Here is a 21980-nt window from a genome sequence, read left to right as displayed (position 1 = left end):
GTTTAGAAGCTAATTTTTGCCCCTGCAACGGCCTGCCAGTAATCCACGCCTTCATCTTCAAGTCGGTGCTGATACTGAATGCCCGTATTCAATGACACATTTGGGGTCGGATTACTGATAATCCCCACATCGATCATGCCAGAACTTCCGGCTACACCGCTGCGGAAACTATTGCTGGTGTTGCTGTAGCGGTCTCCAATCTCCAGCGTCATGTCATCGCTAAGATCATTGATTAACTGGGTATTCGCCGTGATAGCCCATTTCCCTGAATTTGCCGTATCCCAGTCATAGCGGTAACGCATTCCCAGCCGCACAGTCGGGCGGGTCATGTCATCGTAATGTACCGTAGTGTTATCAATGTCAGTGAAATCATCTACTTGTAGATACTGGATGCCCATGCCGACCGTTGGCGTCAGTTTGTGGTTGCCGATGTTGAATTGATATCCGATATCAACAGAGCCGCCGAAAGAGGTGGCATTGATATCCGCGACTTCACTGCCTCGCAGGTCGGTTGAAACATTGCCGTCATAGATAGCAACGTCTGACGCTAGATCCACGATTAACCCGCTTTTATACTGATAAGACAACAGAGAGGACAGGCCCCAGGCGGTATATTCTGTTCGGCTATTACCATCCGCAGCATCGGGAGTGACCTCCAGATTGGCGCTTGAAAGACCCAGGCTCAGTGCCAGTGAGTGTGTATCATTATCCAGTTGCAAAACCTTCCCGCCAAACAACCAGCCTTCCTCTTTTTGCTTATAGTCGTAACCATAATTCATAAAGCCCAGCGTTGAATGATAGTTGTCTTCCCCGTTGAGATACTGGAAGAAGATATTCAGCTTTTTATCATCGTTCGCTAATACCTGATTACGGAACGTTTCGCTTACCCGACTGTTGTAACTCAGCAAGGCAGAAGGTAAGGACAGATAGGAAGGTACCTGCGGAGTGACCGCCGGACGTGCATTTTTCCCGTTGTCATCGTCATCCGGCGTCGGCGCAGGCGGCACTGGAATGTCATCGCCGTCATCGGGTGCTGGGTCAGGAACCGGCGTGTCATCGCCGTCATCTGGGGTCGGATCGGGCACCGGCGTGTCGTCGTCATCGTCCGGAGTTGGGTCCGGCACAGGCGTATTATCAATCGGTACGGTGTTATCACCTTCGGTCAGCATGTTATTTTGCAGGCGGTAGTCCCAGAACTGATCGCCATTGCCTTCCACTTCACGTTGCTCTTCAGCGCTGCGACCTGGCGCAAAAGCATAAAGGTTGTAGGCATAAGCGCCGCGAGCGACATACTCCCCGGCCAGTTTAAAGCTATTTTTTGTGGCGTTACCGGCGACCTGAATCAGCGAGATACCTTCCTGATTATCCGCCGCTCCGTCATTATCCACATCGGTGAAGTACCCGGCTCCTGATGGCGAGACCTGAACACTGATTGGACTAATAGAAAGTACGTCGCCATTGATCAGCAACTTGTCCGATTGTGCAAGGCCCGAGTCGAAATGGGTACGTATGCTGAGCTGGTTATTGTTACCAGCAGACAGCGTGCCGTTGACGGTTTGTGTTGCTGGCGTAAAGGCCTCGTCCTCGCTTTCTGTTGGCCAGTAAGGCTGTAACTGAACATTATCCTTCAGGATGAGATCCGGGATGTCGCTATTACCCGCCAGCACGGTGTTTTGCTCCATCGTCACGGTCGAGGCAAGGGACCCGTTGAGGATCAGTGCCCCGCTGTAAATATGGGTTGAGCCGGTGAAGGTATTATCGCTGTTAATATACAACGCACCCGGCGCCATTTTTTTCAGCGTCCCGTTACCGGAAATGGCGGCATCAATGATCACATCATTATTGCCATCAGTGCTGGCGGTTTTACTTTCTGTCTGATCAACGGAAATCATGCTACCGGAGGCTAATTCAACATGGCCGCTCAAATGTGACTTGCTGTTCAGCATCAAGTTTGCCTGCTTATTAAGCATAACATTGGCATCCAGTGTGGCATGCTCCTTCACGCGTAAGGTGGCATGGCTGGCGACATCAACCTGGTTAATGGTATAGGTTTCATCAATCCAGTCATCACTGAAAACGGTGCCCCCGGCATGCGGTGTCGGGCGTCCGGACAATCGTAGAATGCCATTTTGCACGGAAAGCTGATTCAGATCGGCGCCGCCAGCCAGTTCCCACACGCCTGCGCTAGAAGCCGGGGTATATTCAACGTTTAAATTCGACGCTGTTTCCTTGCTGCCGAGATGACCGACAAAGGTCTGGTTGTCGGTGTTATTCAGTGTCAGGGTGCTAATCTGGTCTGCATTGCCGTTAATAATGGCGGCACCGGAATCACTGTGATTGATGGTGCTGAAAGCCATGTCATAGCCATTCAGATCCAAATTGCCGCCGCGATAGCCAAAGTAAATGTCGCTGCTTTCAATCTGATTTTCACCGCCGATCTGCACGGTTGGGCGACCGCTGACAATGGTGATTTTGGAGAAGGCTTTTTGCTCACCAGCTTCATTGGCCTGCTGGGCTAACACCACCAGACCGTCGCCGACATTCAGCGCGCCACCATTATTGCCCACAGCATTGACGTAAAGTGTGCCTTCACCGATTTTATGCAACGTATCACCGGCTAAACCATTCACTTCCCAGTCGACAGTTTTACCCTTATCGACTTCAATACCGCCGCCCACCCAAGTGCTGTTCGCCCCTTCGGCAGATACGACACGGTAATCGTTGGAAAACTGTAGTTTTGCCGCGCCGTGATTCACCGCGCTGTCGAGTATGATCAGGCCGCCATCACCGGCAAAGCGCAGATCTTTCGAGGCATTGAGTTCGTCATTGCTGGCCTGAGAAGGAAGCTCCGTATCAACACCGTGCCACTGCCAGCTGTTTTCGCCCTGCGTAATATTGGCCGCCGTCCAGTGAATATCGCCATCGGCAGCCACATCGGTCACATCAGGATCGGTATTTTCTGCAATCACCTGGTTGAGGAAATTGAGCTGCATATCCAGCGTATAACTGGTGTATTCGTATCCTGTTTTTCCTGTCCCTCCCCATGGGGAGACACCATAAATTTTCCACTCTTTTTCAACGTTATCGTATACATAGAGCGGACTTCCGCTGTCGCCGGCCTGGATGGCTGAACTAAAAGGCTGAGCGCGTGAGTCTGGTGGCCCGTAATTTGTCCAGCGCAGACGTGACGGTTCGAAGGTGGGATTCACCATTGTACCGCCGCTTTTCCATTCGTAAGCGCCGGTAATATAAACCGGTTTTTTGGTCACTGGATCGACCTGATATTGTGTCCCCGATCCGGCACGGGCGAAATAAACATAACGTTCGCGGTTATTACGCACATCCTGTGGATCGACCAAAGGCATTGGCGCCGCCTCGGTCACAACTTTATTCAGGCGAGGAGCATGAAAGTCTTTACCCCATTCTTCATAAACTGGGTGAATGTTTCGACTGATTAATTTATAGGTGGTTCTGTATTTGGCATGATTCCCAAAATCAACAGTGGTATAGCCGGTATTATGGGCGACGCTGGCAACATAAGAAGGGGAAACTAAGGTAGCAAAACCCTGGCTATTTATTGCGCCAAAATCAGGCATAGGGAAGTTAAGAATGCCCGCTGACGTACCATCCATTTTGAAAACTTCGATGTTTTCTTCGCCGGCGCTGTATTTGCCCAGATTCTCCGCGAAATCCCGGTAATCCTGTACGGCAACATCCTCGCGCATAATGCCTGCATTGGCATCAAAAATTGCCAATAAAACTAAGCTACTCAGTAGCTTTGGTTTCCATTTCATTATCCCCTTCCTTGAATATTGAATAATTAAATCTAGATGAAAGGAAATAATGCTATCAGGGGTAGTGTGTGCGGACAATGTGCAAGGGCTGAGCTTGAAATGGAAGAGGTTATATTCTGTATTTCCTAAGGAACTAAAAGTAAATAAAACAACCTTGTAGTGAATTAATACATTTAACTTAATTGTACTGGTGGTAGTGCTTAATGACGCAATCGCTGTCCGTATGTAGGCGCGGTTTTATGCCCTAATCGAAATCTTGCGAGCACGTTTCCAGAATTTTAATGTGGATCCCGCTGGAGTTAAAAACAGTGATAGGGTGGCGACGCACCTGCAAAATCAGGTGTTGGGATTGGCGTCCTGAACATGCTATGAAATTAATATCGATGATAATTCAGCGATATTATCGTATTTACTCACTCTTTTCTGAGTTGCGGTATACTCTGCAATCTCGTCTATGGTGGGCTGAGCCGGGGCTTCTTAGAAGCGCCGATATTTCATAGGTTGGTACGCCAAACCGGTTCAGTCTACCACCCGAACTTGGCGTTTCCGGCGGTAGTTATCCTTCCAAATTGGAAACTACGACTATGAAAAAAATAGATATTATCCCCCAGCTTTACAGCGAACTTACCGTCGGACATCCCGATATTATCGATCTTGCTGAGCGCTGCGAACTGCTGGCGCAAATTCTTCTAGACTGCAAAACCGTAGAACAATATCAGCCGGTTTGTCGCTGTTTGATTGCCTACCTCGATGCCCTGAAACTGGCCTTCGATGAGACACTCAGCGATCTGCGCATTACTGAACTGACCGTGGATACGATACCGCTGGAGGAGCCAAACTGGCTGGTTGCGGATTCCGATACGCAGTATGAATATTGCCGGGTAACGGCATCCTCGCTGTTACACGCGGAAGATGAAGCCGATGCGGCAACGACCGCCGGACTGCTGCACGATCTCGTCTGCTTTATGTGCGACGAACTCAAAGCCCCTCGATTTGTTTGCCCCGAACCTCAAACTGCTTAAACCAGCCATTCATGCCGGGACGCGTTCCCGGCGGTTTACCCCGATTCTCATCTCCGCTTCTGACAGCTTTTTATATCCAATCCTGCTAACCCTTTTTTTAGAGTGTTTTGTAACGTATTGATTTTGTGTTTATTTAGAATCGAACCAGAAAAAGGGTTTTAAAAGGAAAAATTGCTTTTGTTAAGAGCAAACAATAGGCTATCGAGCAGTTCCTCCAGTTCTCTGCCGTACAGGCAGCTTAGAATGTCTGGTAAACCTGCGTATTGCCTGGATACAGGTTCACTGGTGGACGGCGGTCAAGTCACCGTGGCGCTCGATACAGACGCCAATGCGTTGACCTATGACTTCCAGGCGGTGCAAAAGCGTAAACCGGAAGCGGCGCACTAACCAACGGTGCGATAACTGAAATGACGAAACCGGGCGAAAGCCCGGTTTTTTTTATGCCTGAACCTTAAAAAGCGACAGCTACATCCAACAGACCGGACACGCCATCGCTGTGCGTATCGGCGGTGAGATAATTCACCCGGGTGCTGACCGTTACGCTGCGGTAATGCGCACTGAGTTGCACACCCGCTTTGTACAGGTTCTTGCTGCCATAGGCGGAGGTTTGGTCCACGCCAATGCCATACAGCGTTCCATGGCTGTCAGTGGAAGCATCATTCAGCATCCGTTCGTAGCCCAATGCAATCCCAGGCGTCAGCGACCAGTTGCCCACCGCCTGCGGCAGAATGTTAATGCCTAAATCGGCAGTCAGACTGGTCTGCGTTTCGTTGACGCCTGACATGTCCATCGCCAGCTCGCTGCCGCTCTCTTTAAAACTGTCGATATTTAAATGGGTGACCTGCACGCCAATGGCGGGGGCCAGGCTCAACGTTGCGGCATTGGCCAGCCAGCCAACAGATGCGCGGCCGCTGTAGTATCCACCGTCGGTGTCGCCCTGAGCGGTGCCTAAGCCACCGCCCAAATGTCGGTCGCTCTGGTAGTCGATATAGCCTGCGCTACCCTGAAGTCCGACCCACGGTCCCTCGTCCAGTGAATTCAGAGCGTAGCGGGCGCCGAGGCTCATCTGCGTCGTATTCGTTTTTACATCGCCCCCGGCGGCGGAAACGGAACCGTGGCTGTAACCCACGCCGCCGTTGACCGCGCTGCGATCGGTAAAGCGATACGTGGCGCCTACTATCGCACCATTGGTGTGTTCATTGCTTGAACTGGCATCGTTGCTGCCGTCGGTGCCGAGATAACCAGACTGCCCCTGTAACCATACGAGCGACTGCTCATTCTGCATGCCCTGTCCGGAAATAACCGGTGCGAGGGAATCGTATAAACGAGAAGGCTGACGCAGTAAATAGCTGCTGGCATCGGCGTGCACCTGGCCACCAACCTGCTTTTCAACATCAGAAAGCGTTCCCTGGTCGATGGCGCTCTGGAGGAAATAGTTATACGCCGTATCGTGGCCCGAAAGCGGGGAGTCCTGCAATGCGTTCAACAGTGATGCGCCGTCGGCGGCATTGCCACTGAAATCGCTTTGTCCTGGCAGGGTAAGATAGCGCACCATTTTCCCGCGCAGCACGTAGATTGTGGCCTGATCGAGACCCAGACCTTCCTTCAGGTAATTGTCCATTGAACCATAGCTGGATACCACCTGATCCAGCCCGGCCTGTAACCAGTTGGCGCGTACGCCCATCAGCGCACCGTAGGTCTCGCGCATGGAGGCGGGGAGGACTGCCAGCGTGGCGTTGACCCGCTCGGCAGTGTAGTCGTTGGTGGCGAGGTAGTTCGCTACGATATCGTCATGGCTGACGCCAGCGATGGTTTGCAGCACCGCGCTCACCCAGCCGGTTCTGTCTTTGCCTGCGGTGCAGTGGAACAGGGCCGCATCATCAGCGTTGGCGAGTTCGCGGAATACGTCGCCAAGCCCCTGACGGGCGTACGGCGTGGTGACAAAACTGCGTTCACCGTCTTCCATCATTGTATCCACATCTTTCACGGTCATTTTACTGAGATCGATAACGAAGGCGCCGTTATTACCAATCAAATCGACATTCACGTATTTGCTGTTGGCGGGCAGCGTGTCAGCCTGTGCCGCGACTTCTGCTGGAGAGCGCAAATCGATGACCGTCTTGACCTGGAGTTGTTCAAGCACCGAGAGATCGTCATCTTGTGGTGTCAGGGCATTGGAGCGATAGAAAATCCCCGCGCGCATCACGCCATCATTGGCGGTGCTGTAAGCACTGGCTATCCCAGCGACGTCACGAAAATTATCGATCCCCCTAAGATGTGGGGTTGAGAGAGACCTATCTGCAGCATGCGCGGTACAACAAACCAGACCAACAAGCAGAGCCAGAGGTCGAACCGAAGATTTCAAAATCACACTCCTTGCCATCAATGATGAATAAGGCGCGAAGTATAAGAAGCAATTGTTATGTTTTTATTTCAATAATGTTAATTGGAATGTGAAATAAATTCAATAAGAACAATAAGTTATGATTTACACTGGTGATTATCTATCACCGCGGCAGTTCACAAGCTGATGATTGTTCTTACGGCGGAGCATATCAATAGTATGGGGCTGGCGAGGTAGGAGAGTGTTTGCAGGCCGGAGGCCACGCATAAAGCGCATTAGCGCCCAGAATTGAAAAAGGTCGGGGGATTCCCGACCTTTCAGCATTAACGTGCCCAGCGGGCCGTTTAGCGATTAGCGACTACGGAAGACAATGCGGCCTTTGCTCAGGTCGTACGGGGTCAACTCAACAGTCACTTTGTCGCCCGTCAGAATGCGGATGTAGTTTTTACGCATTTTTCCGGAGATATGCGCAGTTACCACGTGCCCGTTTTCAAGCTCTACGCGGAACATAGTGTTAGGTAACGTATCGAGAACGGTACCCTGCATTTCAATATTGTCTTCTTTGGCCATCTAGTCCTCGGGGGGGTATCACTACCATAGTTTTGAACCGGCAAGATAATGCCGAAATTCAGCAATTAAGTAAAGATTTACCCGTCATCTTTCGGCCTTATGCCGGTGTGTAGGGTAAAAAGAGATCGTTTTTGCGCATTACCCGTCTGTCATACACAAAGACTGTATGACGAGCGCAAACGTATAGGGGATATTCCTGAAACGATGGCGGGGCAACAGGCAGAAACGACTTCCGACGCAATTATATCACCTTGACAATAAATGTGCCGAAAACATTTACACTGTGGGTGAAAAGAGCGTACGAGGGACCCAAAAGTGCCCTGGCAGCGGCTGCGTACGTAATTCTGCGAGGTATTCCAGGTATTCGCGGCGGGGAATTTCAATCGCACCCAGCGACGCGGTATGATTATTAAGCACCTGACAATCCATCAGTTTCCCGCCCTGTGCGGCAAATGCCTGCGAGAAAACGAGCAGTGCGCTTTTTGAGGCATTTTCCGCCCGGCTGAACATCGACTCACCGCAGAACAGCGCGCCTTGTGCCACGCCGTACATACCACCCACCAGCTCACTTCCCAGCCACACCTCAACCGAATGCGCGTGTCCCAGTTCATGCAGGCGGTGATAGGCCTGCACAATGCTTTCGGTAATCCACGTGCCTTCATCGCGATCGGCAGAACAGCCTTCAATTACCTTGCCGAAAGCATGATTGAGCGTGATGCGAAAAGGGGACGATTTATGAAATCGTTTCATGCTGCGGCTGACATGAAACGTGTCAGGCCATAGAACGGCACGAGGGTCAGGCGACCACCACAAAATCGGATCGCCGGGAGAAAACCAGGGAAAGATACCGCGCTGATAGGCCATGAGCAGTCGCGCCGGGCTGAGATCGCCACCCAGCGCGAGCAAACCATTAGGCTCGCGCAAGGCACCTTCCGGCGACGGGAAGGTTATAGAATGACGTGACAACTGGACCAGCCGCATACTTCACAACTCCACGCCTGATGAGCCTAATAATAGTGAATAGTAGTCTACAGACGCTGTCTGAACTGGTAATAACGCCCTTGTTGGGCCAGCAATTCTGCGTGATTACCATGCTCAATAATTTGGCCGTTGTCCATCACAATTATTTGCTCAAAACGAGCCAGCCCGCGCAGGCGGTGGGTTACCATCAGCACGGTTTTGTCACGCATCACATCGGCCAGTAAATCAAGGATTTGGCTTTCCGTAGTGGCATCAAGTCCTTCGGTCGGTTCGTCGAGCAGCATCAACGGCGCATCATGCAGCAGGGCGCGGGCAATCGCCAGGCGTCGCAGTTCGCCGCCGGAGAGTTGACGGCCGCCTTCACCGAGCCAGCTGTTCAGCCCGCTATCGTCGAGCAATTTTTCCAGACCAGTGCGCACCAGAACAGCGCTTAGCGCGTCATCCGTTGCGTTCGGGGCCGCCAGTAGCAGGTTATCCCGCAGCGTGGCGCTGAAAAGGTGCACGCGTTGCGGAACCACGCTCATGGTGCGGCGCAGCGTCATTTCATCCATCGCCGAAATCGGGTGCTCGTTCAGCAGTAGTTCTCCGCTTTGCGGATCCCACGCGCGAGTCAGCAGCTGTAACAGTGTCGATTTACCGCAGCCGGTACGGCCCAGAATAGCAACATGTTCTCCGGCGTTGACGCGTAAATTCAGATTCGCCAGCGCGGGCTGTGTCTGCTGCGGGTAGGTGAAGCTGACATTTTTCAGCGTCAGGCTCACGCGCTGCGGTACGTCAGAAGCCGTCTCCGGGAATGTGACTTCGGGTTGTTGCCCGGTGAGTTCGGTTATCCGCACAGCGGAAGCCATGACCTGTCCAAGGTGCTGGAATGCGCCGGTTACCGGGGCCAGCGCTTCAAACGCGGCCAGTGCGCAGAACACAAACAGTGCGATCAACGGGCCTGGCTGGCTATTACCGCCCACACCACCTGCCGCCATCCACAGCATCACAATCACCGCCGCAGCACCCATCAGCAGCATCAGCGCCTGAGAAAGGGCGGTCAGCTCGGACTGACGGCGTTGCGCCTCGTGCCAGCTCAGCTCCGTCTGTTCCATTTGCTCGCGATAGCGCGTGCTCGCACCGAAAATGCTCAGTTCAGCCTGGCCGTGCAGCCAGGACGTGAGCTGCTGGCGGTATTCACCGCGAAGCTGCGTCAGTTTCTCACCGGTCGGTTTTCCGGCCCGGTAAAACAATGGCGGCAGCAGGAACAGCGTCAGCAACATAATGCCGCCGAGGGTCAGGGCCAGCGTCAGGTCAAGAAAACTCAGGCCGAACGAGACGACCAGAATGACGACCAGCGCCCCAATCAGCGGGGAAATCACGCGCAGGTAAAGATGATCGAGGGTGTCGACATCTGCTACCACGCGGTTGAGCAATTCACCCTGACGGAAACGCGCCAGCCCGGCAGGGGAGAGCGGTAGCAGCTTGCTGAACGTGGACACGCGCAGGTGCTGCAACACGCGGAAAGTCGCATCGTGGCTGACCAGACGCTCGAAATAGCGCCCCGCGGTACGAATGATGGCGGCCCCACGTACGCCTGCGGCAGGCAACATATAGTTAAAGGTGTAGGCGCCCGCAAAACCGACGGCGGCAGAAGCTGACAAGAACCAGCCCGAGAGCGTCAGCAGACCAATGCTGGCCAGCAGGGTGATAATCGCGAGCACAACGCCGAGGGAGAGCAGCCATTTATGGCGCTTATACAGCGCCAGGTACGGGGCTAAAACGCGCATTTAAATCTCCTCCTGACGATGGGCAAGCAGGTGCGCAAAGTGCCCCTGTGCTTCAGCGAGCTCGGCAAACGAACCCTGCTCGACGATTTGGCCTTGATGCATGACCCAAACGGCATCCCATTCGGCGAGATTTTCTAACTGATGCGTGACCATCAGCGTGGTCTGGTGGGTTGCGGCTTCCGTCAACGCCTGCATAACGCGCTGTTCGCTGTGGGCATCGAGGCTGGCAGCAGGCTCATCCAGTAACAAAAAGTGGCAAGGAGAGAGCAGGGCGCGGGCGACGGCCACTCGCTGGGCCTGACCGACGGACAAGCGAGCCGCCTGATCGCCGACGGGGGTATCAATCCCTTGCGGAAGCTGGCTAACAAATTCGCTCACCCAGGCGCGGTCGAGCGCATGTTGCAGCTGGGTCTCATTGGCTTTTGGATTTGCCAGCAGCACATTGTCACGCAGCGTATGCGCCGGAAGCTGCGGGTTTTGTCCGACCCAGCTGAGCAGGCGTCGCCATGCCTCAGGATCCAGGTCACGCAGCTCTGTGCCGTTCACTTTCAGCGAGCCGTCGTAGGGCAGAAAACCGGCCAGGGTGTTGAGCAGGGAACTTTTTCCTGAACCGCTCTGGCCGACCAGCACCACGCGCTCGCCAGGGTTGAGGCTGAAGTTCAGCGGTCCGGCGAGGATTTTTCCTTCCGGCGATTTAATCAGCAGACCCTGCGCTTCGAGGCTCACATTTTGCGATTCATCCGGCGCGACACTGCCGCGCTCTGGCTGCGCCAGCGGGGCTTCGAGGAAGGTTTTAAGACTGTCGGCGGCGCCCACTGCCTGCGCTTTAGCATGATAAAACGTACCAAGGTCGCGCAACGGCTGGAAGAATTCTGGTGCCAGAATTAGCGCTAAAAAGCCTGACATCAAGGTGACGGTCGTGCCATAGCTGCCAAAATTCAGCTGGCCGAGATAGGAGAAACCAAAATAAACGGCAACCACGGCAATCGAAAGCGACGTGAAAAATTCCAGAACACCAGAAGAGAGGAAAGCGAGACGCAGAACTTCCATTGTGCGCTGGCGGAAACTTTCGGAAGCCTGACGAATGTTGTCAGTTTCCGCTTCACCGCGTCCGAAAATACGTAAGGTGTCCATCCCGCGCAGGCGGTCGAGAAAATGGCCGCTCAGTCTTGCCAGTGCCTGGAAATTACGACGGTTGGCATCGGCAGCACCCATGCCAACCAGCGCCATAAACATCGGGATCAGCGGCGCGGTACACAACAGAATGAGCGCGGCAGCCCAGTTAGACGGGAAAATCGCGATGACGATAAGCAGCGGCACGGAGGCGGCCAGCGCCATCTGCGGCAGATAACGGGCGTAGTAGTCATGCATGTCGTCGATTTGTTCAAGAATCAACGTCGCCCAGCTGCCCGCAGGTTTCCCCTGTATCCACGCTGGACCTGCTTGTTGCAGGCGGTCGAGTACCGTTTTTCGGATCTCAAAACGGATGTGCTGCCCGGCATGGAAACCCACCCGTTCTCGCAGCCAGACCACCCACGCACGCAGAATAAAGACCAGAATCAGCACCACAAAGGGCAGCAACAGCGCTTCCCGAGGAATGTTCTCCATAATCATATGGTGCAGGATCTTGGCCAGAAGCCAGGCTTGGGCGATGATCAGCACTCCGCTGACCGCACCGAGCAGACGGGAAAGCATCAGCCATCGGCGGGAGAGAACGCTTTGCTGTTTTAACCAGCGGGTAAGCTCTTGTTGACGGGTTTTATTCATTGCGTGCTTAGCAGGTGTCTTATTAGAAATCATTGGGCACGGCAATGTTACATCGGGGAAATAATAAAGGCGACTTATCGTCGCCTTCTTTACCTTTGTTACTGACTTGTAAAGATTATTTAGCCTGATCGGCCAGACCGTCGAGATAACGCTCTGCGTCCAGCGCGGCCATACAACCCGTACCTGCGGAGGTAATCGCCTGACGGTAAATGTGGTCCATCACGTCGCCTGCGGCAAACACGCCAGGAATGCTGGTCTGCGTGGCGTTACCGTGGATGCCGGACTGCACTTTAATGTAGCCGTTTTCAAGCGCCAACTGGCCGTCGAAAATGCCGGTGTTCGGGCTGTGGCCGATAGCCACAAACAGGCCTGCCACTTCAAGCGACTCAATGTTGTCGCTGTTCTGAGTATCACGCAGACGCAGGCCGCTAACGCCCATCTGGTCGCCAGTCACTTCTTCCAGCGTGCGGTGGGTGTGCAGCACGATATTACCGCTTTCCACTTTATCCATCAGACGCTTGATCAGAATCTTCTCCGCGCGGAAGGTGTCACGACGGTGAATCAGATGCACTTCAGAGGCAATGTTTGCCAGATACAGCGCTTCCTCAACGGCGGTATTACCGCCGCCGATGACCGCGACTTTCTGGTTGCGATAGAAGAAACCGTCGCAGGTCGCGCAGGCGGAAACACCGCGGCCTTTAAACGCTTCTTCTGATGGCAGGCCCAGGTAACGGGCAGAGGCACCAGTCGCAATGATCAGCGCATCGCAGGTGTATTCGCCGCTGTCGCCGGTAAGACGGAACGGACGATTCTGCAAATCAACTTTGTTGATGTGATCGAACAGGATTTCAGTTTCAAACTTCACCGCATGTTCATGCATACGTTCCATCAGCGCAGGCCCGGTCAGATCGCTCGGGTCGCCTGGCCAGTTTTCCACTTCTGTCGTGGTGGTCAACTGACCGCCTTTTTCCATGCCGGTAATCAGTACCGGTTGCAGGTTTGCGCGTGCAGCATAGACCGCAGCGGTGTAGCCGGCGGGTCCAGAACCAAGAATAAGCAGTTTACTGTGTTTGGCCGTGCCCATGAGATCCCCATAAATGTTGGCAGACAATGGGCGCGATTGTAGGGAATTTGCGGAAGTAATAAAAGGGTACAGGGATTTTGTTAACGATATGTGTAATAGATTGCATCAATGGATTGATGATTTTATCACCGCTTGCGATAACAAATTCTACTGCTATCGGGATGATTATAAGGAGATAACATGAAGAACCCCCCTGAGTGATTATGAATATCTGGCATGTTGTACTAAAAATCGATGTTTTGCTTTGACAATCCCCTGTGCTTTTGCGAAAACAATGAAGGGAGAAAAAACAGCGTTTGCCGTGTGGTGAATTTTCATGCACGTAAATGCCATTTTTAACCGGGTCAGCATCATCGGCGCATGGCGTGGACAGACGCCATTCGAGATGACGATGGCTGCCGACAGGCAACGGCTTCTCAACACGTACCCTTGGGTTATGCGTTACATCTGGTGACAGATTTTTTACGCAGACGACGGGCACAGGCTCTGAACAGTGAAGTGCACAGGGTCCAGACAGGAGTAGGGAAGGAATACAGAGAGACAATAATAATGGTAGATAGCAAAAAGCGCCCAGGCAAAGATCTCGACCGCATCGATCGTAACATTTTGAACGAATTGCAAAAGGATGGGCGAATTTCCAACGTCGAGCTCTCTAAACGAGTGGGACTTTCTCCGACACCTTGCCTTGAGCGCGTACGTCGGCTGGAAAGACAAGGGTTTATTCAGGGCTATACCGCGCTGCTGAACCCGCATTATCTGGATGCATCGCTGCTGGTTTTTGTTGAGATAACTCTGAATCGTGGCGCGCCAGATGTGTTTGAACAATTTAACTCCGCTGTGCAAAAACTTGAAGAAATTCAAGAGTGTCATTTGGTCTCCGGTGATTTCGACTATCTGTTGAAAACCCGCGTGCCGGACATGTCAGCGTACCGTAAGCTGTTAGGCGAAACCCTGCTGCGCCTGCCAGGCGTAAATGACACCCGTACCTACGTGGTTATGGAAGAGGTCAAACAGAGTAATCGTCTGGTAATTAAGACACGCTAAACGGAACAGGTGCAAAATCAACGCAAGTTGATTACACTCCTGTTAATCCATACAGCAACAGTGCCGGGGAGACCCGGCGCTGTTGTCCGTTTTAGCATCAAGGACCTGGAGTGCCTTTCTTGAGCCAGGAATACACTGAAGAAAAAGAAGTAACGATTAACAGATTAAGCAGCGGGCGCCGTCTACTTGAAGCGTTCCTGATCCTCTGTTCCCTTTTTGCCATCTGGCTGATGGCAGCACTACTTAGCTTTAATCCTTCCGATCCCAGTTGGTCACAAACCGCCTGGCACGAACCGATCCATAATCTTGGCGGAATGCCGGGTGCATGGCTTGCAGATACGCTGTTTTTCATTTTTGGCGTAATGGCCTACACCTTGCCCGTGATGATTATCGGTGCCTGCTGGTTTGCGTATAAGCATCGTGCGAGTGACGAATACGTTGATTATTTTGCAGTGGCGCTACGTCTGATTGGCGTCCTGGCGATGATCCTCACTATGTGTGGGCTTGCCGCGATCAACGCAGATGACATCTGGTACTTCGCCTCCGGCGGGGTTATCGGCAGCCTGCTCAGCACCGCATTGCAACCTATGCTGCACAGCAGCGGCGGTACGCTGGCCTTGCTGTGCATTTGGGCTGCAGGGTTGACGCTGTTCACCGGCTGGTCCTGGGTCAGCATTGCCGAGAAAATCGGTAACTGGATCCTCAATATTCTGACCTTCGCCAGTAACCGTACTCGTCGCGACGATTCGTGGATTGACGACGAAGAGTACGAAGATGACGAAGACGAACATGACGCCGCACCGAAGAAAGAAGGGCGCCGCGCCCGTATTCTGCGCGGTGCACTGGCGCGTCGTCAGCGCATTGCCGATAAGTTTAGCAACCCGATGGGGCGCAAAACGGACGCTGCGTTGTTCTCTGGTCGTCGAATGGATGAAGACGAAGCGGAAGTACACTACAGTGCGCGCGGTCAAGCCGCAGATGCCGATGACGTCTTGTTCTCGGGCAATAGCGCAACGCGCCAGCCTGATGCCGACGATGTACTTTTCTCCGGCAACAGCGCGACCCGCCCGGCTGCCTGGGATGAAAACGATCCGCTGATGAACGGTCATTCCATTGCCGAACCGGTTGCCGCAGCGGCGGCTGCGATGGCGACCACTCAAGCATGGGCAGAACCTGCATCAGCCGCGATGGTTGCCCCTTCCGTTCCGGGCGGTGAAATGGCCGCACCGAGTGTGGAATGGCAGGCCGTTCCGGCTCCGCAAACGCCAGACCCGGTTATTGCTCCGTCTCCGGACAATTGGCCGCCGCAGGCACCGGTTGCGAAACCCGAATATATTCAGCCGGAAGCCTTCCGTCAGCAGCCTTCTATTGAAGAGTTGTGGCAGGATCCGGAGCCAGTGCAGCAGTACGCGCAGCCTGAGCAGCCTTGGCAACAACCTGAACCTGAGTATTACGCTCAGCCGGAATATGTTCCGCCTGTAGAGCAGGCTCCGCCAATGCCAGAAGTGGCACCAGAACCGGAAGAAGAAATTAAACCGCAGCGCCCACCGCTCTACTATTTCGAAGAAGTGGAAGAAAAGCGTGCGCGTGAACGTGAACAGCTTGCCGCGTGGTATCAGCCAACGCCGGAACCGGCGACGGTGAGCACGCCAATGCCAACCATGCCTGCGCCGTCTGCGTCGATTGTCGATCCGCTGGCCGCAGTTGCCCCAGCGGCGGCTGTTGCTTCTGTCGCAGCCGGTGTTCATCAGGCTACCGGAGCTGCCGCCGCTGCCGCCACCGCCGCGTCGGCCGCTCAGCTGTTCAGTCCGACAGATGCGCCGCGTCCGCAGGTTAAAGCCGGTATTGGCCCGCAGCTTCCACGTCCGAATCCAGTGCGTGTACCCACGCGCCGTGAACTGGCCTCAGCCTCTTTTGGTATCAAAATACCGTCACAGCGCCAGGCTGAAGAATTGTCTGACGAGTTGATGGGCGATGAAGACGCTGATGGGTTACATCAGGACGAGCTGGCTCGTCAGTTTGCTGCCACCCAGCAGCAACGCTATGGTCAGGAATACGAAGACAACAGCTACGTTGAGACGCAGGAAGACGAAGATGCTGCCGCCGAAGCCGAACTGGCACGCCAGTTTGCAGCCACACAGCAGCAACGTTATGCCAGCGAACAGCCACAGGGGGCGAATCCGTTCTCCCCTACGGACTATGAATTCTCACCGATGAAAACGCTCGTCGATGATACGCCGAAAGCGCCGCTATTTACGCCAAGTGTCGCGCCGGAACAGCCGCCGCAGGCCTACCAGCAACCGCAGCAAATGGCACCGCAGCCGCAGGTCAATCAACAACCTCAGCAGGCTCAGGCATATCAACAACCGCCGCAGGCTCCTCAGGCGCAACCCGCCTACCAGCAGCCTCAGCAACAGCCCGCGCCTCAGCCGCAGGAAAGCCTGATTCATCCGCTGCTGATGCGTAACGGTGACGATCGTCCGCGGCAAAAACCGACTACGCCATTGCCGTCACTGGATCTGTTGACCCAGCCGCCGACTGAAATCGAGCCAGTTGATACCTTCGCGCTGGAGCAAACCGCACGCCTGGTGGAAACACGTCTGGCCGATTTCCGTATCAAGGCAGACGTCGTGAACTATTCACCGGGCCCGGTCATTACTCGTTTCGAGTTGAATCTGGCGCCGGGTGTAAAAGCCGCACGTATTTCGAACCTCTCTCGTGACCTGGCGCGTTCGTTATCGACCGTTGCCGTGCGTGTGGTTGAGGTTATTCCTGGCAAACCGTATGTAGGCCTGGAACTGCCAAACAAAAAACGTCAAACCGTTTACCTGCGTGAAGTGCTGGACTGCGCGAAATTCCGCGAAAGCCCATCGCCGCTGACTATCGTGCTCGGGAAAGACATTGCCGGTGAGCCAGTGATTGCCGACCTGGCGAAAATGCCTCACCTGCTGGTGGCCGGTACGACCGGCTCCGGTAAGTCTGTCGGTGTGAACGCCATGATCCTTAGCATGCTCTACAAGGCAACGCCGGAAGACGTGCGCTTCATCATGATCGACCCGAAAATGCTGGAGCTGTCCGTTTATGAAGGTATCCCGCATCTACTGACGGAAGTCGTGACCGACATGAAGGATGCTGCCAACGCCCTGCGCTGGAGCGTCAATGAAATGGAACGTCGCTACAAGCTGATGTCAGCGCTCGGAGTGCGTAATCTCGCGGGTTATAACGAGAAGATTGCTCAGGCCGCGCAGATGGGGCGTCCAATTCCGGATCCGTACTGGAAGCCAGGCGACAGCATGGATGCAGTGCATCCGACGCTGGAAAAACTGCCATACATCGTGGTACTGGTGGATGAATTCGCTGACCTGATGATGACCGTCGGTAAAAAGGTGGAAGAGTTAATCGCCCGCCTGGCGCAGAAAGCGCGTGCCGCCGGTATTCACCTGGTGCTGGCAACACAGCGTCCGTCGGTTGATGTGATCACCGGTCTTATCAAAGCTAACATCCCGACCCGTATCGCCTTTACCGTGTCGAGCAAAATTGACTCCCGTACCATTCTCGATCAGGGCGGTGCGGAATCACTGCTCGGTATGGGTGACATGCTCTACTCCGGGCCAAACTCCAGCTCGGCACCGACGCGTGTTCACGGTGCATTCGTCCGTGACCAGGAAGTCCACGCGGTGGTTCAGGACTGGAAAGCGCGCGGTCGTCCGCAGTATGTCGACGGCATCACGTCCGACAGCGAAAGTGAGGGTGGTTCAGCTGGTCTGGACAACGGTGAAGAGCTCGATCAGCTGTTTGATCAGGCGGTGAAATTTGTGACCGAAAAACGCAAAGCCTCTATCTCTGGTGTACAGCGTCAGTTCCGCATCGGTTACAACCGTGCCGCGCGCATCATCGAGCAGATGGAAGCGCAGGGGATCGTCAGCGAAGCGGGCCATAACGGCAACCGTGAAGTACTGGCCCCGCCTCCGTTTGATTAAACGCAGCGTTTGAAAAGTTGCGTAAATAGCCAAAAAATCAGTATTTTCTCCTGTCCCACTGTAGGTTCACTGCTTACAGTGGGAATAAAGAGACTCCCGTGTCGGGAGTGACGCATTTAAGGAATGAAGATGAAAAAATTTGCCATCACCTGTGCCTTACTGACCAGTTTTGTTGCCAGCAGCGTCTGGGCCGATGCCGCGAGCGACCTGAAAAGCCGCCTGGATAAAGTCAGCAGCTTCAACGCCAGCTTCACCCAGAAAGTGACCGATGGCAGCGGTAATGCGGTTCAGGACGGGCAGGGCGATTTATCCGTCAAGCGTCCAAACCTCTTTAACTGGCATATGACGCAACCGGATGAAAGTATTCTGGTTTCCGATGGTAAAACGCTGTGGTTCTATAACCCGTTCGTTGAACAAGCAACCGCGACCTGGCTGAAAGACGCGACCAGCAACACGCCGTTCATGCTGATTGCGCGTAACCAGTCCAGCGACTGGAAGCAGTACAACATCAAGCAGAGCGGTGACGATTTTGTGCTGACCCCAAAAGGCAGCAACGGTAATCTGAAAGAGTTCACCATCAACGTGAGCCGCGATGGCACCATTCATCAATTCAGCGCCATTGAGCAGGACGATCAGCGTAGCAGCTATCAGCTGAAGTCCCAGCAGAACGGCACGGTGGATGCATCCAAATTTACCTTTACTCCGCCAAAAGGAGTAACGGTGGACGATCAGCGTAAATAAGAGGCGTGCGTGAGCAATCTGTCGCTCGATTTTTCTGATAATGCGTTTCAACCTCTGGCCGCGCGTATGCGGCCAGAAAATTTAGCGCAGTACATTGGCCAGCAGCATCTGCTGGCTACCGGCAAACCGTTGCCACGTGCCATTGAAGCAGGACACCTGCATTCAATGATTCTGTGGGGACCGCCGGGAACCGGGAAAACGACGCTGGCAGAAGTGATTGCCCGCTATGCTAACGCCGACGTGGAACGCCTCTCTGCGGTCACGTCCGGCGTGAAAGAAATTCGAGAAGCTATCGAACGTGCCCGGCAGAATCGCAATGCCGGACGACGCACCATTCTGTTCGTCGATGAAGTCCATCGTTTCAATAAAAGCCAGCAGGATGCGTTTCTGCCGCATATTGAAGACGGAACCATCTTTTTCATTGGCGCTACCACCGAAAACCCCTCTTTTGAACTCAACTCGGCACTGCTTTCCCGCGCCCGTGTGTATCTGCTGAAATCGCTCACTGTCGAAGATATCGAACAGGTATTAACTCAGGCGATGACCGACAGCGCTCGCGGCTACGGTGGCCAGGATATCGTCTTTCCTGACGAAACGCGCAAGGCGATTGCAGAACTGGTCAACGGTGATGCCCGCCGGGCGTTAAACACCCTGGAGATGATGGCGGATATGGCGGAGCTGGATGATTCCGGCAAGCGCGTATTAAAGCCAGAATTGTTAACCGAGATTGCCGGAGAACGTAGCGCGCGCTTTGATAACAAAGGCGACCGCTTCTACGATTTGATTTCTGCGCTGCATAAATCTGTCCGCGGTAGTGCACCGGACGCGGCACTCTACTGGTACGCTCGCATTATTACCGCCGGAGGTGACCCGCTATACGTCGCCCGTCGTTGTCTGGCGATTGCTTCCGAAGACGTCGGCAACGCTGATCCGCGGGCGATGCAAGTGGCGATTTCGGCCTGGGATTGTTTTACCCGCGTCGGCCCTTCCGAAGGCGAACGCGCGATTGCGCAGGCGATTGTCTATCTGGCCTGTGCGCCGAAGAGTAACGCTGTCTATACCGCCTTTAAAGCGGCGATGGCTGACGCGCGAGAACGACCTGACTACGACGTGCCGGTGCATCTTCGCAATGCACCGACCAAACTGATGAAAGAGATGGGTTACGGTCAGGAGTATCGCTACGCCCACGACGAGCCCAACGCTTACGCGGCTGGCGAAGTCTATTTCCCGCAAGAAATGTCGCAAACCCGTTATTACACGCCGTCCTCGCGTGGTCTTGAAGGTAAGATTGGTGAAAAGCTCGCCTGGCTTACCGAGCAGGATCAAAATAGCCCCACAAAACGCTACCGCTAAACAGGGCGTTGCGGTAAGGTTATCGCTAAATCTCTAATGACCGCAGGCTGCGGTCATTTTCTCATTTTACTAATTCGATAAGCACAGGATAAGCATGCTCGATCCCAATCTGCTGCGTACCGAGCCAGACGCAGTCGCAGAAAAACTGGCACGCCGAGGCTTTAAGCTGGATGTAGATAAACTTCGCGCTCTTGAAGAGCGTCGTAAAGTTCTGCAGGTAAACACTGAAAATCTGCAGGCAGAGCGTAACTCGCGATCGAAATCCATTGGCCAGGCGAAAGCGCGCGGAGAAGATATTGAGCCGTTACGCCTGGAAGTTAACAAGCTGGGTGAAGAGCTGGATGCCGCAAAAGCTGAACTTGATGCTCTGCTGGTTGAGATCCGCGACATCGCGTTGACGCTGCCTAACATCCCTGACGATTGTGTGCCGATGGGTAAAGACGACAGCGAAAACGTTGAAATCAGCCGTTGGGGTGAGCCGCGTAAATTCGAATTCGAAGTACGCGATCACGTCACGTTAGGCGAAATGGCTAAAGGCCTGGATTTTGCGTCTGCGGTAAAACTGACCGGTTCTCGCTTCGTGGTAATGCAAGGTCAAATCGCGCGTATGCATCGCGCCCTGAGCCAGTTCATGCTTGACCTGCATACCGAACAGCATGGCTATGTTGAAAACTACGTCCCGTACCTGGTTAACCATGAAACACTGTACGGCACGGGCCAGTTACCGAAATTCGGCGGCGATTTGTTCCACACCCGTCCGCTGGATGAAGAAGCCGACAGCAGTAACTACGCGCTGATCCCCACTGCCGAAGTGCCACTGACCAACTTGGTTCGTGACGAGATCATCGACGAAGATACGCTGCCACTGAAAATGACCGCGCATACCCCATGCTTCCGTTCAGAAGCGGGTTCTTATGGGCGTGATACGCGTGGTCTGATCCGCCAGCACCAGTTTGATAAAGTCGAAATGGTCCAGATCGTTCGTCCAGAAGATTCTATGGATGCATTGGAAGAACTGACGGGTCATGCTGAAAAAGTGCTGCAACTGCTGGGTCTTCCGTACCGTAAAGTGCTGCTGTGTAGCGGCGATATCGGTTTCGGTTCGGCTAAAACCTATGACCTTGAAGTCTGGTTGCCAGCGCAGGACACCTATCGTGAAATCTCTTCTTGTTCAAACATGTGGGATTTCCAGGCGCGTCGTTTGCAGGCTCGCTGCCGCAATAAATCAGACAAGAAAACCCGTCTGGTACACACCCTGAACGGTTCCGGTCTGGCTGTAGGCCGTGCGCTGGTTGCGGTGCTGGAAAACTACCAGCAAGCTGACGGTCGCATTGAAGTGCCGGAAGTACTGCGTCCTTACATGAACGGTATTGAGTTCATCGGCTGATAGCTCCTCATTCCTTTCTTAAAAAAGCGCCTTAGGGCGCTTTTTTTATACCTGTTTTGATACTGAACAATAACCCTTCAGTCGAAAGCAGGGATACTCCCTTCGAATTAGAAGCAGCATAAAACTCTAAAAAAAACCGACTTC

At 53.8% G+C, this 21980-nt stretch carries 13 protein-coding genes and 1 pseudogene; 7 read left to right on the top strand and 7 right to left on the bottom strand.

From position 1 onward, the window contains the following. Window positions 1-2: 2 nt before the first annotated feature. Window positions 3-3794, bottom strand: a complete 3792-nt coding sequence (locus A8O29_RS15130; protein ID WP_174081357.1) for a S6 family peptidase — start codon at window positions 3792-3794, stop codon at window positions 3-5. Window positions 3795-4378: 584 nt separating this feature from the next. Here A8O29_RS15130 and A8O29_RS15125 point away from each other — a divergent pair. Together A8O29_RS15125 and A8O29_RS15120 are read left to right on the top strand one after the other, a co-directional pair. Then, window positions 4379-4816: a hypothetical protein gene (locus A8O29_RS15125; protein ID WP_125353870.1), complete on the top strand. Its 438-nt coding sequence runs from the start codon at window positions 4379-4381 to the stop codon at window positions 4814-4816. Between the two features lie 276 nt (window positions 4817-5092). Continuing rightward, window positions 5093-5203 (top strand): annotated as a pseudogene (locus A8O29_RS15120) (hypothetical protein); the annotation flags it as partial. Between the two features lie 64 nt (window positions 5204-5267). On the opposite strand, the gene A8O29_RS15115 reads toward A8O29_RS15120, so the two are convergent. The 6 genes from A8O29_RS15115 to trxB all read right to left on the bottom strand — a co-directional run bounded on the left by A8O29_RS15115 (window position 5268) and on the right by trxB (window position 13331). Beyond that, on the bottom strand, window positions 5268-7199 hold the full coding sequence (locus tag A8O29_RS15115; protein ID WP_125353871.1) for a tyrosine-protein phosphatase: 1932 nt from the start codon (window positions 7197-7199) through the stop codon (window positions 5268-5270). A gap of 312 nt (window positions 7200-7511) precedes the next feature. Further along, a complete protein-coding gene (gene infA, locus A8O29_RS15110) occupies window positions 7512-7730 on the bottom strand; it encodes a translation initiation factor IF-1 (RefSeq protein ID WP_002211347.1) in 219 nt (72 codons plus the stop codon). 276 nt (window positions 7731-8006) lie between these two features. Continuing rightward, window positions 8007-8711: a leucyl/phenylalanyl-tRNA--protein transferase gene (aat, locus tag A8O29_RS15105; RefSeq protein WP_125353872.1), complete on the bottom strand. Its 705-nt coding sequence runs from the start codon at window positions 8709-8711 to the stop codon at window positions 8007-8009. Window positions 8712-8758: 47 nt separating this feature from the next. Then, window positions 8759-10480: a heme ABC transporter ATP-binding protein/permease CydC gene (gene cydC, locus A8O29_RS15100; protein ID WP_125353873.1), complete on the bottom strand. Its 1722-nt coding sequence runs from the start codon at window positions 10478-10480 to the stop codon at window positions 8759-8761. After that, on the bottom strand, window positions 10481-12247 hold the full coding sequence (gene cydD / locus A8O29_RS15095; RefSeq protein WP_174081356.1) for a heme ABC transporter permease/ATP-binding protein CydD: 1767 nt from the start codon (window positions 12245-12247) through the stop codon (window positions 10481-10483). It lies immediately after the preceding gene. Between the two features lie 115 nt (window positions 12248-12362). Then, window positions 12363-13331 (bottom strand): thioredoxin-disulfide reductase, encoded by a 969-nt coding sequence (gene trxB / locus A8O29_RS15090; protein ID WP_166665174.1) that lies wholly within the window; start codon window positions 13329-13331, stop codon window positions 12363-12365. Window positions 13332-13880: 549 nt separating this feature from the next. Between trxB and lrp the strand changes: the two genes are divergently transcribed. The 5 genes from lrp (at window position 13881) to serS (ending at window position 21836) form a co-directional block, all read left to right on the top strand. Further along, window positions 13881-14375, top strand: a complete 495-nt coding sequence (lrp, locus tag A8O29_RS15085; RefSeq protein WP_002439523.1) for a leucine-responsive transcriptional regulator Lrp — start codon at window positions 13881-13883, stop codon at window positions 14373-14375. Window positions 14376-14494: 119 nt separating this feature from the next. Beyond that, window positions 14495-18355: a DNA translocase FtsK 4TM domain-containing protein gene (locus A8O29_RS15080; protein ID WP_174081355.1), complete on the top strand. Its 3861-nt coding sequence runs from the start codon at window positions 14495-14497 to the stop codon at window positions 18353-18355. Window positions 18356-18484: 129 nt separating this feature from the next. Further along, window positions 18485-19096: an outer membrane lipoprotein periplasmic chaperone LolA gene (gene lolA, locus A8O29_RS15075; RefSeq protein WP_110509918.1), complete on the top strand. Its 612-nt coding sequence runs from the start codon at window positions 18485-18487 to the stop codon at window positions 19094-19096. A gap of 9 nt (window positions 19097-19105) precedes the next feature. Further along, window positions 19106-20449, top strand: coding sequence for a replication-associated recombination protein RarA (gene rarA, locus A8O29_RS15070; RefSeq protein ID WP_125353875.1), 1344 nt, complete (start codon window positions 19106-19108; stop codon window positions 20447-20449). Between the two features lie 94 nt (window positions 20450-20543). Continuing rightward, window positions 20544-21836 carry a serine--tRNA ligase gene (gene serS, locus A8O29_RS15065; protein WP_125353876.1) on the top strand — a complete coding sequence of 431 codons (1293 nt, stop codon included), beginning with the start codon at window positions 20544-20546 and terminating at the stop codon, window positions 21834-21836. Window positions 21837-21980 lie beyond the last annotated feature (144 nt).

This window comes from Scandinavium goeteborgense (assembly GCF_003935895.2).
Classification (GTDB): domain Bacteria; phylum Pseudomonadota; class Gammaproteobacteria; order Enterobacterales; family Enterobacteriaceae; genus Scandinavium; species Scandinavium goeteborgense.
The sequence above is the reverse complement of the archived record's forward strand: the minus strand, read 5'-3'. Positions and strand labels throughout refer to the sequence as shown.